Origin of the sequence: Brucella sp. JSBI001, from assembly GCF_026014005.1 — a bacterium.
Taxonomy (GTDB): domain Bacteria; phylum Pseudomonadota; class Alphaproteobacteria; order Rhizobiales; family Rhizobiaceae; genus Brucella; species Brucella anthropi.
The window spans coordinates 281,931-297,105 of the sequence record NZ_CP110339.1; the positions used below are offsets into that span (position 1 = coordinate 281,931).

Consider the following 15,175-nt stretch of genomic DNA (forward strand, 5'->3'; position numbering starts at 1 on the left):
ATAAGAAATTCATGAGGAGGGAATTTCCCGATGTCGGAAAGCGAACTGCCGCTGAGCGGGCTTGTCGTTGTCGATATGAGCCAGTTTCTGTCGGGGCCTTATTGCTCGTTGCGTCTGATGGATCTGGGCGCACGCGTCATCAAGATTGAACGGCCCGATGGTGGCGATCTCTCGCGCAGGCTTTATCTGAGCGACACGGAGATCGGCGGCGATTCCACGATTTTTCATGCGATCAATCGCGGCAAGGACAGTCTTGCGATCGACCTCAAAAATCCTGACGATTTGGCTGCTTTGAAAAAGCTTCTCACACAGGCGGATGTGCTGATCCAGAACTTCCGTCCCGGTGTCATCAAGCGTCTTGGCCTTGACTACGACGCCGCTAAAGAAATCAATCCGCGTCTCGTCTATGCATCGATCAGCGGCTATGGCGAAGAGGGGCCATGGGTCGGGCGTCCGGGGCAGGATCTGCTGGCGCAGGCGCGCTCGGGCCTGATGTGGCTCAATGGCGATGAAGGGCAGGGGCCGGTGCCATTTGGTCTGGCGGTTGCCGATATGCTGGCGGGTGCAGCCGCAGCGCAGGGCATTCTTGCAGCACTGGTTCGGCGCGGCATCACCAATAAAGGCTCGCATGTCGAAACCAGCCTTCTCGAAGCGCTGGTTGATTTCCAGTTTGAAGTGCTGACCACCCACCTTAACGATGGTCGTCGTCTGCCAAAACGTTCCGATTTCCGCAGCGCCCATGCCTATCTTGCTGCTCCCTATGGCGTCTATCCGGCAGCGGACGGCTATCTTGCCATCGCCATGATGCCGATTGCGAAACTGGCAGCATTGCTTGAAACAGATGCGCTTTCGCCTTTTATCGACGATCCGAAAGTGGCTTTCGCCAAGCGCGATGAGATCAAGCGTCTGATTGCCGAATGTATTGCCAAGAAAACTGTCGATGAATGGCTCGCCATTCTGGAACCTGCCGATATCTGGTGCGCCCGCGTTCTCAACTGGGAAGAACTGCTCGCAAGCGAAGGGTTTTCGACCCTCGACATGCTCCAGACGGTAACGCGTGAGGATGATGTTTCCATTACCACGACACGTTCGCCGCTGCGCATCAACGGACAACGCCCAAAGGTGGCACGTGCTGCACCGCGCATTGGCGAAAACAGCAAAGAAATTCGCGAGGAGTTCGGTCTATGAGTACGATCAAGCTGAAAGGCATGACCTGGAGCCACCCGCGCGGCTATGATCCGATGGTTGCGGGTGCCGAACAATGGCTTGCTGACAAGGGCGTCGAAATCGAGTGGGAAAAGCGGTCGCTACAGGATTTCGAGACCTTTCCGGTCGAGGAACTGGCCCGCAATTTCGATATGATCGTGATCGACCATCCGCATGTGGGGCAGATCACCAAGGAAGGCTGTCTGCTGCCGCTTGATGTGCCGGGCCGCGAAACGGAACTGAAAGAGCTTGCCGATGGTTCCGTGGGCCAGTCCTTCCCAAGCTATAACTGGCAGGGGCGGCAATGGGCGTTTCCGCTCGATGCAGCAACACAGGTTCAGGCATGGCGTCCGGACCTGATGGATAAGCCAGTCACCTCATGGGGCGAGGTGTTGCGTCTTGCCCGCGCCGGGAAAGTTCTGCTTCCACTGCGCTCGCCGCATTCGCTGATGTGTTTTTACACGCTTGTCGCCAATGCTGGAACACCGTGCGCGGTCGAAGGCGAGCTGATCTCTGTTGAGGATGGTGTCAAAGCTTTCGAGCAACTGCGCGAGATCGCTTCGCTAGTAAAGCCGAAATGCTTCGGCATGGACCCGATTGCCGTGTTTGAGGAAATGGCAAAGCCAGATTCGGATATTGCCTGCTCACCGCTGATCTACGGCTATGTGAATTATGCCATGCCGGGCTTCCGCGATCGCCTGATCCGTTTTGCCGATATTCCAGCGGGTGCGGCGGGTGTTGCTGGTTCTGCTCTGGGTGGCACAGGCATTGCAGTTTCTGCCTTCAGCAAGCATCCTGAAGCGGCAATCGACTTTGCTTATTGGATTGCCAGTGGTGACGTGCAAAAGGGGCTTTATGCGGCGTCCAACGGCCAGCCCGGACATGCAGATGCATGGGAAGACGATACCGTAAACAATGCAACTTCAGGCTTTTATCGCGACACGCGCGCGACGTTGGAAGGCGCATGGGTGCGCCCGCGTCACGATGGCTATATGCCGTTTCAGGAAGCGGCGTCGGAACGCATCAACAAAGGCTTGCGGGAGAATGAGAAGGCGGAGGTCGTCATCGCCGATCTCAACCGGCTTTTCCGCGAAAGCTTCTGATTTATATGGAAAGGCTGGCGGCGTGCCGCCAGCCTGATTGGTTTTATAGTTTCCAGAGGCGCGTTGCATTCTCAGAGAGAAGCAGCGCTTTTTCGTCTTCGCTGCATCCTTCAAGAAGCGCATGGGTTGTGGCCACCCATGTCGAAAGTCCGGCATCGACATTGCTTGCCAGTGTGCAGACAGGCCAGTCGCTGCCCCACACAATCCGCTCCCAGCCGAAGGCCTCAATGACATGCTCCACATAGGGACGTACCGTGTCGACGGTCCAGCTTGTCTGCTCGGCATAGGCCACTACGCCGGAAATCTTTGCCGTCACATTGTCGCGCTGCGCAATCTCGGTAATGCCCTTTTTCCAGCCGTCCAGCGCACCTGACTTGATGTCCGGAACGCCGCAGTGATCGAGCACGAATTGCACGTCCGGGGCAAGATCGGCCAGCGCAAGTACCTTGTCGATCTGATGTGGGAGTGTGCAGAGATCGAAGGTCAGGCCAGTGCCTTCCAGCCGCTTGATATTCTCGCGGAAAAGAACACCCTCGGAAACGTCATCAGGTACGACATGCAGCACACGACGAAAGCCTTTGACGAAAGGATTGCCAAGCTGCAATTCGAGATACTCGGGAAAGCCCGGTTCTTCCGGGCGGCAGGAGGCAATTGCACCTTTTATGAAGCCATCATTCGCGATTGAAATATCCTGAACATGGTGCGTCTCGGCTTGAATGCTATCAGCCGCAACATCCACTTCCATATGCAGTGCTGCCTTGATGCCGCAGCGCTCAGCCTGCTTCCGATAGGTCTCAAACAGAAAATCGCGGTCGAGCGCCGGTACATCCCCCAGCCATGGGTAAGTCAGCGCGCTTTTGTCTATCAGATGCAGATGGGTATCGATAATCATGAAAACTCTCCTCCATTGACATACTTTCAAAAAAGAAGAGAGTTTTCAAATAAGAATTATCGGCATTGCTTAGTCGGTTGCCCCGATATCGGAGCCAACCAGTTTCGACAGGTCTTTGACGGTCTTTTGAAGCAGGCTGATGGTCTGCGTAATGTCGGGTGCTGAAGCCGAATTGACGAGTGTCACATAGGGACAGGTCAGTGAGGCAATGCAAGTACCATCCGGGCCGAGAATCGGGGCCGAGAGATTGTAGACGCCTGCCACCTGAGCGCTGGGCATCATTTCATAGCCACGTTCGCGAATCTGGTCGAGGCGCTCGTAGAAACTCTCATCGAGCTTCACGCTTTCACCGTCTTTTGCATATTCGGCAATCATCATCTTGCGTTCTTCCGGTGACCGGAAGGCGAGAAGCACATGGCCGGAACCGGTATCGAACAGACTGATATGCGAACCGACGCGGATTGAGATGCCCCAGTAATCCGGAGCCTCCTGCTGTGCAATGACAACGACAGATCCCCGGTCAAACACGGCAAGCTGGTTGGCCTGCTTTGAGCGGTCGGCAAGTTCACGCATGAAAGGCGTGGCAAAGGAAGCAAGTCTGCGCACCGGTGCATGAAGGTGTGCAAGACCGAACAGCTTGAGCGTCAGTGAATAGCGGTCGCCCTCGAGCTTGGTCACGTAACCGCGCTTCACCAGGCGATCCAGCATCCGGTAAAACTCGTTGGGGCTGCGGTCGAGGTGTTTGGCAATTTCTGCCTGTGTCAGCCCACCATCCACGCTCGCAAGCAGTTCCAGAATATCCAGTCCTTTGTCCAGCGCGGGCGCGCGGTAGCGATCGTCTGTTTCCAAGTTGGCTCCCCTCATGAATATCCCTCTTCATATACGAACAACCCGGAATGCGAAAGTCGCAAATGTGCGGAAACTCGCCTTGACCGGTTTTGAATAATATGTTTGCATATAAATACCAAATTCACAATTGGGGGCGGACCGGGGAAAAGTCCGTCGTGAGGAGGAGAAGCATGATGAGTTTCAAAACGTCCTGCCTGGCGGGAACGGCTCTACTGGCGTTGGCAATGGGTTCCGCTGGTGCGGCCGATTTGCCGGGTAAATTTGAAGGCGTGACGGTAAACGCCAAGCTGATCGGCGGTCAGCAGTATGAAGCGCTGTATTCACGCATTGCCGAATGGGAAAAAGCGACCGGTGCCAAGGTCAACATCCTGTCCAAGAAGAACCACTTCGAACTGGACAAGGAAATCAAGTCGGACATCGCTTCTGGTTCGATCAACTGGTGCGTCGGCTCCAACCATTCGTCCTTTGCGCCGCAATATCCTGATCTCTATGCCGACCTGAATGGTTTGCTTCCATCGGGCGAAATCGAAGGTTTCGTGCCATCGGTGATCAAGGCTTCGACGCTTAACGACAAGCTGGTCATGCTGCCGCGCGCGCAGTTCGACGTCTCGGCGCTCTACTATCAGAAGAGCCTTTACGAAGACGACGCCAAGAAGACCGCGTTCAAGGAAAAATACGGCTACGATCTGGCACCGCCAAAGACCTGGAAAGAAGTTTCCGATCAGGCTGTGTTCTTTGCCGATCCACCGAATTTCTACGGCACGCAGTTTGCGGGCAAGGAAGAGGCGATCAATGGCCGCTTCTATGAAATGCTGGTCGCAGAAGGCGGCGAATATCTCAAGGACGGCAAGCCTGCTTTCAATTCTGAAGCCGGTGTCCGTGCGCTCGACTGGTTCGTCAATCTCTACAAGGCCAAGGCCGTTCCTGCAGGCACCACCAACTATCTGTGGGATGAGCTCGGCGCTGGCTTTGCATCCGGCACCATTGCAATCAACCTGGATTGGCCGGGCTGGGCGACCTATTTCAACGACCCAAAGTCGTCGAAGGTCGCAGGCAATGTCGGTATCGTTCCGCCTCCGACAGGTTCTTCCGGCAAGCGCACCGGCTGGTCGGGCCATCACGGCTTCTCGGTCACCGAATCCTGCGCCACCAAGGAAGCTGCTGCTTCGCTCGTCTGGTTCCTGACCAACGAGGATTCGCAGAAGCAGGAATCGGCTGCTGGCACGCTGCCAACCCGTACGGCTGTCTGGGATTATGTCATCGAACAGGCTGCTTCCGATCCATACAAGAAGGAAGTGCTCTCCGTGTTCCAGGAAACGGCAAAGACCGCTTTCCCGGTTCCGCAGACCCCTTCCTGGATCGAGATTTCCAACGCTGTTTATCCTGAGCTTCAGGCGGCGATCCTTGGCGACAAGACCTCACAGCAGGCGCTTGACGATGCAGCCAAGAAGGCAACGCAGATCCTTGAGGATGCTGGCGAACTCTAGTCTCGCTTTGTGACTTCATGGCCCGCCTTTGGGAAACCAATTGGCGGGCCGTTTTGACAGGTTTTCTGGCTGATCCACCGCTTCGGAAGAACAATGTTTAAACGAATTTCTCCGCCGGTTCTGCTTTTGCTTCCGGCCATTATCATCCTCGCAGCGGTGGTTCTTTTTCCCCTCGCGCTTTCGCTTTATTCAAGCTTCACGCCATTCCGGCTGACGCGCCCTGACAGCCTGTTCAACTTCATCGGCTTGCGCAACTATCAGCGCATCATGAGTGATTGGGTGTTCTGGGCTGCATTCATCCGCACGGTGATTTTCCTCACCATCGCGCTCAATCTGGAAATGCTGCTCGGCCTTGGCTTGGCGCTGCTCATCAACAAGGCCACCCACGGTCAGCGTGTTTTGCGCACGCTGATGATGTTCCCGATGATGTTTTCGCCGGTTCTCGTCGGCTTCCAGTTCAAGTTCATGTTCAACGACAATATCGGTCTCGTGAACAATGCGCTGCAATCTCTGGGCATCACCAGCCAGGCTATTCCATGGCTGATCGACGGCAATCTGGCGCTGTTTGCGATTTTGCTGGCAGAAGTCTGGATGTCGACCTCGGTGTTCGCGATCCTTATTCTGGGCGGTCTTCTGTCCATGCCGCAGGACCCGGTTGAAGCCGCGCGCGTCGACGGCTGCACGCCATGGCAGACATTCCGCTATGTCATCTGGCCTTATCTGATGCCCTTTGCTTTCATCGCAATGACCATTCGTTCGCTCGATGTGGCCCGCGCTTATGACATCGTGAAGATCATGACCGATGGTGGCCCGGCACGCCGAACCGAGCTGATCTGGACGCTGGTCGGGCGCACCGCCTATTCGGATGCGCAGATGGGCTTGGCCAATGCCATGGCCTATGTCGCGATCCTGCTCTCGATCCTCTTCACCGTAATGTTCTTCCGCAAGCTTGCAGCCGCACGCGCGCAAATTGGAGCGGAGTGGTAATCATGGCATCAACAACGCTCTCCAATAACCAGCATCGCCTGCTGCGCCGCGTCAAGAAAGTCGCCTATCTTATCGGCCTGTTTCTCGCGATGGCGATCATTTGTCTGCCCGGTCTGTGGATCGTGCTGTCCTCGCTGCGTCCGCCGGTCGAAATCATGGCAAAGCCGCCGGTCTGGATTCCGCAGGAAATCACGCTTGATGCTTATTATGCGATATTCTCAGGCGCAGGCGGCGGCGGTATTCCTGTCTGGGATTATTTCCGCAACTCGCTGATTATCTCGGTCACATCCACCATCATCGCGCTGATTGTCGGCGTTTCGGGTGGCTATGCCTTTGCGCGCTTCCGCTTCTGGGGCAAGTCGACGACATTCCTCGGCCTCATGCTGACGCGCTCGGTGCCGGGCATTGCGCTTTCACTGCCGCTCTTCATGCTCTATTCGCGCATCGGCATTATCGACACGCATTTTGGTCTCATCGTCACCTATGTGGCGCTCAATGTGCCGTTTACGATCTGGCTGATCGACGGCTTCTTCCGTCAGGTACCGAAGGATCTGGCAGAGGCTGCCCAGATTGACGGTTGCACGCGCTGGCAGGCCTTCTGGCAGGTGGAATTTCCGCTGGCCGGTCCCGGCATTGCGACTGCTGGCATCTTCGCCTTCCTCACCTCATGGAACGAGTATGCGCTGGCGTCCCAGCTTACCCGTTCCGTCAATTCCAAGACCCTTCCAGTCGGTCTTCTCGATTACACCGCTGAATTCACCATCGACTGGCGTGGCATGTGCGCGCTGGCGGTCGTGATGATTATTCCGGCGCTGACCCTCACATTCATCGTTCAGAAGCACCTTGTTGCTGGTCTGACGTTCGGCGCGGTTAAAGGTTGATATAAAATGGCTCAGCTTTCCATTAAAAATCTCGTCAAGCGCTACGGCAATGTCGGCGTGGTACATGGCATCAATCTCGAAATCGCCGACAAGGAGTTCGTGGCGCTGGTCGGTCCGTCCGGCTGCGGCAAGTCCACGACGCTGCGCATGATCGCAGGTCTTGAGAGCATCTCCGACGGCGCGCTCGAAATCGGCGGCAAGGTGGTCAACGATCTGCCGCCGCGTGATCGCAACATCTCCATGGTGTTCCAGTCCTATGCGCTTTATCCGCATATGTCGGTGCGCGAGAACATGGGCTTCTCGCTCAAAATCGCCAAGCAGCCGCAGGCGGAAATCGACCGCCGCGTCAATGAAGCCTCCGCCATTCTTGGCCTCGAAGCGCTGATGGAACGCCGTCCGGCACAGCTTTCGGGCGGTCAGCGTCAGCGCGTTGCCATGGGCCGCGCCATCGTGCGCAATCCGGAAGTGTTTCTGTTCGACGAACCGTTATCGAACCTCGATGCCAAGCTGCGCACGCAGATGCGCACGGAGATCAAGAAGCTTCATGCCAAAGTGCAGTCCACCGTCGTTTACGTGACGCACGATCAGGTCGAAGCCATGACGCTGGCTGATCGTATTGTCATCATGCGCGACGGCCATATCGAGCAGGTCGGCACACCCGATGAAGTGTTCAAGCACCCAGCAACGCAGTTTGTCGCGGGCTTCATCGGCTCGCCACCCATGAATATGGCCGAGGCTACCGTGCAGGGTTCGGAACTGGTTTTTGCCAGTGGCGACCGCCTGCCAGTGCCGGCACAGTTCAAGGCCAAGGTCACGGATGGCTCCAAGGTCACGTTCGGCCTGCGCCCGGATGATCTGTTTCCGAAAGGCCATGGGCTTTCATCGGGAGACGCCGTTCATGAGGGCGAATTGCGCGTTTCGATCACCGAGCCGCTTGGCAATGAAACGCTGGTCTTTGTCGAATTGCCGGCAAAGAGTGGGTGGCGCGTATGCTGAACCCGCGTCACCTTACTTCCGGTGAAGCGGTCTCCATGCATTTTGATCTGTCGCAGGCGCATCTGTTTGATGCGGCAAGCGGCAAGAGCTTGGCGGTGTAGTTATGGCGCGTATTGAAAAAGTCGAACTGCGCATGGTCGACCTTCCGCCGAAGGTCAAGCGCACCGATGCGATCCAGAGCTTTGTCAGCCAGGAAACGCCAATCGTCACCATCACCGACAGTGATGGTGCGGTGGGTACGGGCTACAGCTACACCATCGGCACCGGCGGCTCGTCTGTCATGCGCCTGTTGAACGATCATCTGGTGCCGCTGATTATCAATGAGGATGCGGATTGCATCGAGGCGATCTGGCGCAAGCTCGAATTTGCAACCCACGCCACCACCATCGGCGCGATTACGGCTTTGGCGTTGGCTGCGATTGATACGGCCCTTTGGGATTTGCGTGCGAAAAAACAGAACCTGCCGCTGTGGAAGCTTGCAGGCGGTGCCAAGGATCGTTGTCCGCTGTACACGACCGAAGGTGGTTGGCTGCATATCGAGAAAGAAGCGCTGGTCGAGGATGCGTTGCAGGCCAAGGCCAAGGGCTTCTCCGGTTCCAAGGTGAAGATCGGTAAGCCGCATGGTTCGGAAGACTATGCGCGTTTGGCGGCTGTTCGTGCTGCCGTGGGCGACGGCTTTGAAATCATGACCGATTGCAATCAGGGCTTTACGGTGGACGAAGCCATTCGCCGCGCCGAACGCCTGAAAGAACTCGATCTCGCTTGGATTGAAGAACCACTTCCGGCGGATGATCTTGACGGCCATATCCGTCTGACCCGTTCCACCCCGACACCGATTGCTGTGGGTGAATCGATCTATTCGATCCGCCATTTCCGCGAATATATGCAGAAGGGCGCTTGCTCCATCGTGCAGGTCGATGTGGCGCGTATCGGCGGCATCACGCCATGGCTGAAAGTGGCACACGCCGCAGAAGCTTTCGACATTCCTGTCTGCCCGCACTTCCTGATGGAACTGCATGTCAGCCTTACCTGTGCCGTCCAGAATGGCCGCTATGTCGAATATATCCCGCAGCTTGATGATCTGACCACCAAGGGCATGGAAATTCGTGATGGTCACGCTATTGCTCCATCGGAGCCAGGTATTGGTATTTCGTGGGATTGGGATGCCGTGCGTGCGCGCTCCGTTTCCGAATTCACCCGCGAGATCGTGAGGTCGTGATGTCGCAGCGAATGGGCATGGTGATCGGGCTGAAGCCTGAGAAGATCGCAGAATATAAAAAGCTGCATGCGAGCGTGTGGCCGGAGATTCTGTCGCTCATTTCCGAGTGCAACATCACCAATTATACGATCTTTCTGAAAGAGCCGGAAAACCTGCTGTTTGGCACATGGGACTATGTAGGCACCGACTTTGAAGCCGACATGAAGAAGATGGCCGATAACCCTAAAAATCAGGAATGGTGGTCAGTCTGTATGCCATGCCAGCAGCCGCTTGAAACCCGTAAAGAGGGTGAGTGGTGGGCGATGATGGAGGAAGTTTTCCATCATGACTGAGACTTTTGATCCCAAGAGCCTGCGCCAATGGTGGGCCAGGCCGTCGAAGCCGAAGCCCATCGTGATCTTCGGCGCGGGCAGCATTGTCGGCGACGCGCACCTGCCCGCCTACAAGAAGGGCGACTTTCCGGTTGCGGGCATTTTCGATCCCAATCTGGAAAAGGCTAAAGAGCTGGCCGACCAGTGGGGCATCAAGGCTTTTGCAAGTACTGAGGAAGCTCTTGCCGTCGAAGGCGCGATCTTCGATCTGGCGACGCCGCCCTCAGCCCATGCTTCGATCCTCGCGCAATTGCCGGAAGGTGCAGCCGTCCTCATTCAGAAGCCGATGGGCAGCGACTTGGCTAGCGCCACGGAAATTCTGAAAGTCTGCCGCGCGCGCAATCTGAAAGCGGCGGTGAATTTCCAGCTGCGTTTCGCGCCGATGATGTTGGCACTTTATGATGCTGTCGATAAGGGCTTGCTTGGTGAAGTGGTGGATTTCGACGCGTGGCTGGCGCTTGCGACTCCTTGGGGTCTGTGGCCGTTCCTCAAAGGTCTACCACGCATCGAGATTGCCATGCATTCGATCCATTATCTGGATTTCGTGCGTGGTCTGCTCGGCAATCCGCTCGGCGTTCACGCCAAGACCATCGGCCATCCGAACCACGAAGTTGCCCAGACGCGCACCGCAGCGATTCTCGATTATGGCAACCGCGTGCGTTGTGCGCTGTCGATCAATCATGACCATGATTTTGGCCGCAAATTTCAGGCTTGCGAGTTTCGCATCTGCGGCACCGAAGGTGCTGCCTATGTGAAACTGGGCGTCAATCTCGACTATCCTCGTGGCGAGCCGGACGAGCTGTGGATCAAGCCAAAGGGCGACGACGACTGGGTGCAGGTCGCACTTCAAGGCGCGTGGTTCCCGGACGCATTCTTGAACCGCATGGCGCAGTTGCAGCGTTTCGTGACTGGCGAAGACGCTGAACTTGTCGGCTCGGTCGAAGATGCCTGGCACACCATGGCACTGGTCGAGGCCGCCTATCAGTCGAGCGCTGCGCCTGCCACGCCGCTTGCCGCAAAACCGGAGGTCTGATCATGGCCGAACAGAAAATCTACTACGAAGATTATGAAATGAACCATGTGCGCCTCACCACGGGCCGCACCATCACCGAAACGGATTTCGTGGTTCACGCCGGGCATACGGGCGATTTCTTTCCGCATCATATGGATGCGGAATTCGCCAAGACCCTGCCGGGTGGTCAGCGCATTGCCCACGGCACAATGATCTTTGCAATCGGTGTCGGATTGACCGCAACGCTGATCAATCCGGTTGCATTTTCCTATGGTTATGATCGTCTGCGCTTTATTCGTCCGGTTCATATCGGAGATACGATCCGCACGCGCGTGACAATCAGCGCCAAGGAAGATGACCCGAAGAGGGCCAATATGGGCCGCGTTACCGAGCGGTGCGAAGTGCTTAATCAGCGGGATGAAGTGGTGCTGGCTTGCGACCACATCCTGCTTGTCGAACGGAAGGCTTGAAAATGACGATACGATTTGATGGAAAAACCGCACTGGTGACAGCCGCCGCTCAGGGCATTGGCCGTGCAAGTGCGCTGGCTTTTGCGGAAGCTGGCGCCAAGGTCTATGCGACCGACATCAACGAGGCCGCACTCAAGGAAATCGAAGGCGTTTCGGGCATTATCACCCGCAAGCTCAACGTGCTTGACGAGGCGGAAGTGAAGGCAGCGGTCGCCGAGATCGGTCAGGTCGATATCCTGTTCAACTGCGCGGGCGTCGTCCATGGCGGCTCAATCCTTGAGATGAAGGACGAAGATCTCGACTTTGCCGTCAATCTCAACGTCAAGGCCATGATCCGCACCATTCGCGCCGTGCTGCCGGGAATGCTGGAACGCAAGGACGGTTCTATCGTCAACATGGCGTCGGTCGCTTCGAGCGTGAAGGGCGTGCCGAACCGCTTTGCTTATGGCGTCACCAAGGCGGCGGTCATCGGCCTCACCAAGGCTGTCGCTGCCGACTACGTTGCCAAGGGCATCCGCTGCAACGCCATCTGCCCCGGTACGGTTGAAAGCCCGTCGCTTCAGGACCGTCTGCGTGCGCAGGGCGATTATGAAGAACAGCGCGCAGCCTTCATCGCGCGTCAGCCAATTGGCCGTATCGGCCAGCCGGAAGAAATCGCCGATCTCGCGGTCTATCTCGCAGGTGCCACGTACACCACCGGTCAGGCGTATAACATCGATGGTGGCTGGACGATCTAGAGCTATCGCTATTCAGGCTCTGGCGGCCTGCAAACGGTATTCTTCTGCGCTTCCGGTGCTCATGTACCTTTAAGTACATTCCGCTCCGGTTCTCGAAAAACACCATTTTCGGCACGCCATAACCAGAATTTCGACAGCTCTAGGCATTTCCACCACCCCCAATTTTATCCCCTCAAGGAGTAAACTCATGAAATTTCTTCGCTATGGCGAAACCGGTCAGGAAAAGCCGGGCCTTCTCGATGCAGACGGCAATATCCGTGATCTTTCCGCCCATGTAGGCGATCTTTCCGGCGCGGCTCTGACCCCGGATGCACTGGCCAAGCTTGGTGCGATCGATATCAATTCGTTGCCGAAGGTCGAAGGCAATCCACGCCTCGGTCCATGCGTTGCAGGCACCGGCAAGTTCATCTGCATTGGCCTCAACTATGCTGATCACGCTGCAGAATCCGGCATGGCCGTTCCGCCAGAACCAGTTATCTTCATGAAGGCCACCTCGGCCATCGTTGGCCCGAACGACGATCTGCTCATCCCGCGCGGCTCGGAAAAGACCGACTGGGAAGTCGAACTCGGCATCGTTATCGGCAAGACCGCGAAATATGTTTCGGAAGATGATGCGCTTGATTATGTCGCGGGCTACTGCACGCTGCACGACGTCTCGGAACGCGCTTTCCAGATCGAGCGCGCCGGTCAGTGGACCAAGGGCAAATCCTGCGACACGTTCGGCCCGACCGGCCCATGGCTGGTGACGAAGGACGAGGTTGCCGATCCGCAGAACCTTGGCATGTGGCTCAAGGTCAATGGCGAAACCATGCAGGACGGCTCGACCAAGACCATGGTCTATGGCGTACGCCACCTCGTTTCCTATCTCTCGCAGTTCATGTCTTTGCAGCCGGGCGATATCATCTCCACCGGCACGCCTCCCGGCGTTGGCATGGGCATGAAGCCACCGCGCTATCTCAAGGCTGGCGACGTTGTCGAACTCGGCATCGAAGGTCTCGGCACGCAGAAGCAGAACGTGCGCGCTGACGTTTAATTTTTTGAGCATGCTCTGATCACGGATAAATCATGACGAAAATCACTGATCTGCGCGTCTTCGATCTCCGCTTCCCGACTTCGCAAAGTCTGGACGGCTCTGACGCGATGAACCCGGACCCGGACTATTCGGCAGCCTATGTCATCCTCGATACGGATGACGGGGCGCTGAAGGGCCATGGCCTGACCTTCACCATTGGACGCGGCAACGACATTTGCTGTCAGGCGATTCTCGCCATGCGTCATCTGGTCGTGGGTGCCTCGATGGATGATTTCCTCGCGGCCCCCGGCAAGTTCTGGCGCTACCTGACCGGTGACAGCCAGCTGCGCTGGATCGGCCCGGACAAGGGCGCGATGCATCTTGCCACCGGCGCTGTCGTCAACGCCTTCTGGGATTTGGCTGCAAAGCAGGCTGGCAAGCCGGTATGGCGGCTTGTGGCCGACATGTCACCGGAAGAGATCGCCGATATCGTCGATTATCGCTACCTCACCGATGCGCTGACCCGCGACGAAGCTGTCGAAATTCTGCGTAAAGCGGAAGCCGGCAAGGCTGAGCGTATCGCGAAGCTCGAAGCCAAGGGTTATCCTTGCTACACGACGTCTGCTGGCTGGCTCGGCTATGACGATGACAAGCTGCGTCGTCTTTGCCAGGAAGCGATTGATGAAGGCTTCAATCATGTGAAGATGAAGGTTGGTCGCGATCTCGAAGACGATATTCGTCGTCTCACCATCGCACGTGAAGTAATCGGCCCGGATCGTTATCTGATGATCGACGCCAATCAGGTCTGGGAAGTCAATCAGGCAATCGAGTGGGTCAACAAGCTTGCCTTCTCCAAGCCCTTCTTCATCGAAGAACCGACCAGCCCGGATGATGTTGCAGGCCATCGCAAGATCCGCGAAGCCATTGGCGATGTGAAGGTTGCGACTGGTGAAATGTGCCAGAACCGCATTATGTTCAAGCAGTTCATCGCGGAAGGCGCTATCGACATCGTTCAGATCGATTCATGCCGTATGGGTGGCCTGAATGAAGTTCTGGCCGTGCTGCTGATTGCTGCAAAATACAACAAGCCGGTTTGGCCACATGCGGGCGGCGTTGGCCTGTGTGAATATGTGCAGCACCTTTCCATGATCGATTATGTTGCCGTTTCCGGCACCATGGACGGTCGTGTGATCGAATATGTCGATCATCTGCACGAACACTTCATCGAGCCATGCATCATCAAGGATGCGGCTTATATGCCACCATCGCTGCCGGGCTTCTCGATTGAAATGAAGCCGCAGTCGATTGCGGAATATACGTTCAAGGATTGAGAGCCAGTTTTCGGCTTATTGTAAAATAAAAAGCCGCGCTGAAAAGCGCGGCTTTGTTTTTAGAGGAAGCGGATCATCAATGCGCCGGAAAGCAACAGAACCGCCCCGGCAATGCGCCCGGCGGTGATTTCACGCACCGCAACGCCCATGAAGCCGATGCGGTCAGCAGCCAGTCCGGCCATCAATTGTCCAGCAACAGCAAGCCCCATCACGGCAGCAGCCCCGATGCGCGGCGTCAGCAACACCGATGCGGTCACATAGATACAGCCAAGCGCACCGCCAGCCACGAACAGCCAGCCCGCAGGCACGTTGAACGCTGGCATTGCACCCGTCGCACGCGCGGTAATTCCGGCGATAACGGCAAGGATGACGGCACCGGAAAGAAACGAAATCGCAGCAGCTGTTACCGGCGATCCCAATCCACGAGCCAAGGCTGCATTGATTGGCGCCTGAATAGCAATACAGGCACCGGAAAGGATGCCGAACAACGTCCAGAGCATGGAGATTTCCTCGCTTGGTGAAGAACCTGGAAGGAACAAATGGAATGATTAGTCCTTGCAGAGGATAATCGTCAGGTCAATATTTCGAGCATGATCACGCCGAATACAGAGGCCTGATTGAA

At 56.5% G+C, this 15,175-nt stretch carries 15 protein-coding genes and 1 pseudogene; 13 read left to right on the forward strand and 3 right to left on the reverse strand.

The features are described 5' to 3' along the window. Positions 1-30: 30 nt before the first annotated feature. Both LJ361_RS01250 and LJ361_RS01255 read left to right on the forward strand, forming a co-directional pair. On the forward strand, positions 31-1,188 hold the full coding sequence (locus LJ361_RS01250) for a CaiB/BaiF CoA transferase family protein (RefSeq protein ID WP_010658076.1): 1,158 nt from the start codon (positions 31-33) through the stop codon (positions 1,186-1,188). After that, on the forward strand, positions 1,185-2,309 hold the full coding sequence (locus LJ361_RS01255) for an extracellular solute-binding protein (protein ID WP_010658077.1): 1,125 nt from the start codon (positions 1,185-1,187) through the stop codon (positions 2,307-2,309). Before LJ361_RS01250 ends, LJ361_RS01255 begins: the two co-directional genes overlap by 4 nt. Positions 2,310-2,352: 43 nt before the next feature. Here LJ361_RS01255 and LJ361_RS01260 read toward each other — a convergent pair whose 3' ends face one another. Both LJ361_RS01260 and LJ361_RS01265 read right to left on the reverse strand, forming a co-directional pair. Next, positions 2,353-3,201 carry an amidohydrolase family protein gene (locus tag LJ361_RS01260; protein ID WP_010658078.1) on the reverse strand — a complete coding sequence of 283 codons (849 nt, stop codon included), beginning with the start codon at positions 3,199-3,201 and terminating at the stop codon, positions 2,353-2,355. Positions 3,202-3,270: 69 nt separating this feature from the next. Beyond that, a complete protein-coding gene (locus LJ361_RS01265; RefSeq protein ID WP_010658079.1) occupies positions 3,271-4,065 on the reverse strand; it encodes an IclR family transcriptional regulator in 795 nt (264 codons plus the stop codon). Between the two features lie 155 nt (positions 4,066-4,220). On the opposite strand from LJ361_RS01265, the gene LJ361_RS01270 reads away from it, so the two are divergent. From LJ361_RS01270 to LJ361_RS01320, 11 genes and pseudogenes are all read left to right on the forward strand, one after another. Beyond that, complete coding sequence (locus LJ361_RS01270) at positions 4,221-5,537, forward strand: ABC transporter substrate-binding protein (RefSeq protein ID WP_011982490.1); 1,317 nt, start codon at positions 4,221-4,223, stop codon at positions 5,535-5,537. Positions 5,538-5,630: 93 nt separating this feature from the next. Then, positions 5,631-6,524: a carbohydrate ABC transporter permease gene (locus LJ361_RS01275; RefSeq protein ID WP_010658081.1), complete on the forward strand. Its 894-nt coding sequence runs from the start codon at positions 5,631-5,633 to the stop codon at positions 6,522-6,524. Between the two features lie 2 nt (positions 6,525-6,526). Next, entirely contained in the window at positions 6,527-7,405 is an 879-nt protein-coding gene (locus LJ361_RS01280; protein ID WP_010658082.1) for a carbohydrate ABC transporter permease, read from the forward strand. Between the two features lie 6 nt (positions 7,406-7,411). Then, positions 7,412-8,502, forward strand: a pseudogene (locus tag LJ361_RS01285) (ABC transporter ATP-binding protein). A gap of 2 nt (positions 8,503-8,504) precedes the next feature. Further along, entirely contained in the window at positions 8,505-9,620 is a 1,116-nt protein-coding gene (locus LJ361_RS01290) for a mandelate racemase/muconate lactonizing enzyme family protein (RefSeq protein WP_151576462.1), read from the forward strand. Further along, a complete protein-coding gene (locus tag LJ361_RS01295) occupies positions 9,620-9,952 on the forward strand; it encodes an L-rhamnose mutarotase (RefSeq protein ID WP_151576463.1) in 333 nt (110 codons plus the stop codon). Before LJ361_RS01290 ends, LJ361_RS01295 begins: the two co-directional genes overlap by 1 nt. Beyond that, positions 9,945-11,024 carry a Gfo/Idh/MocA family protein gene (locus tag LJ361_RS01300; RefSeq protein ID WP_151576464.1) on the forward strand — a complete coding sequence of 360 codons (1,080 nt, stop codon included), beginning with the start codon at positions 9,945-9,947 and terminating at the stop codon, positions 11,022-11,024. The genes LJ361_RS01295 and LJ361_RS01300 overlap by 8 nt, the downstream gene beginning before the upstream one ends. 2 nt (positions 11,025-11,026) lie before the next feature. Beyond that, on the forward strand, positions 11,027-11,473 hold the full coding sequence (locus LJ361_RS01305) for a MaoC/PaaZ C-terminal domain-containing protein (RefSeq protein ID WP_010658087.1): 447 nt from the start codon (positions 11,027-11,029) through the stop codon (positions 11,471-11,473). A gap of 2 nt (positions 11,474-11,475) precedes the next feature. Then, positions 11,476-12,210 carry an SDR family oxidoreductase gene (locus LJ361_RS01310; protein ID WP_011982496.1) on the forward strand — a complete coding sequence of 245 codons (735 nt, stop codon included), beginning with the start codon at positions 11,476-11,478 and terminating at the stop codon, positions 12,208-12,210. Between the two features lie 187 nt (positions 12,211-12,397). Further along, positions 12,398-13,243, forward strand: coding sequence for a fumarylacetoacetate hydrolase family protein (locus LJ361_RS01315; protein ID WP_011982497.1), 846 nt, complete (start codon positions 12,398-12,400; stop codon positions 13,241-13,243). A gap of 32 nt (positions 13,244-13,275) precedes the next feature. After that, on the forward strand, positions 13,276-14,553 hold the full coding sequence (locus LJ361_RS01320; protein ID WP_151576465.1) for an L-fuconate dehydratase: 1,278 nt from the start codon (positions 13,276-13,278) through the stop codon (positions 14,551-14,553). A 59-nt stretch (positions 14,554-14,612) separates the two neighbouring features. Here LJ361_RS01320 and LJ361_RS01325 read toward each other — a convergent pair whose 3' ends face one another. Next, the gene (locus LJ361_RS01325; RefSeq protein WP_029925820.1) at positions 14,613-15,053 is read right to left on the reverse strand and encodes a DMT family transporter; all 441 of its coding nucleotides are present in this window, start codon (positions 15,051-15,053) and stop codon (positions 14,613-14,615) included. Positions 15,054-15,175 lie beyond the last annotated feature (122 nt).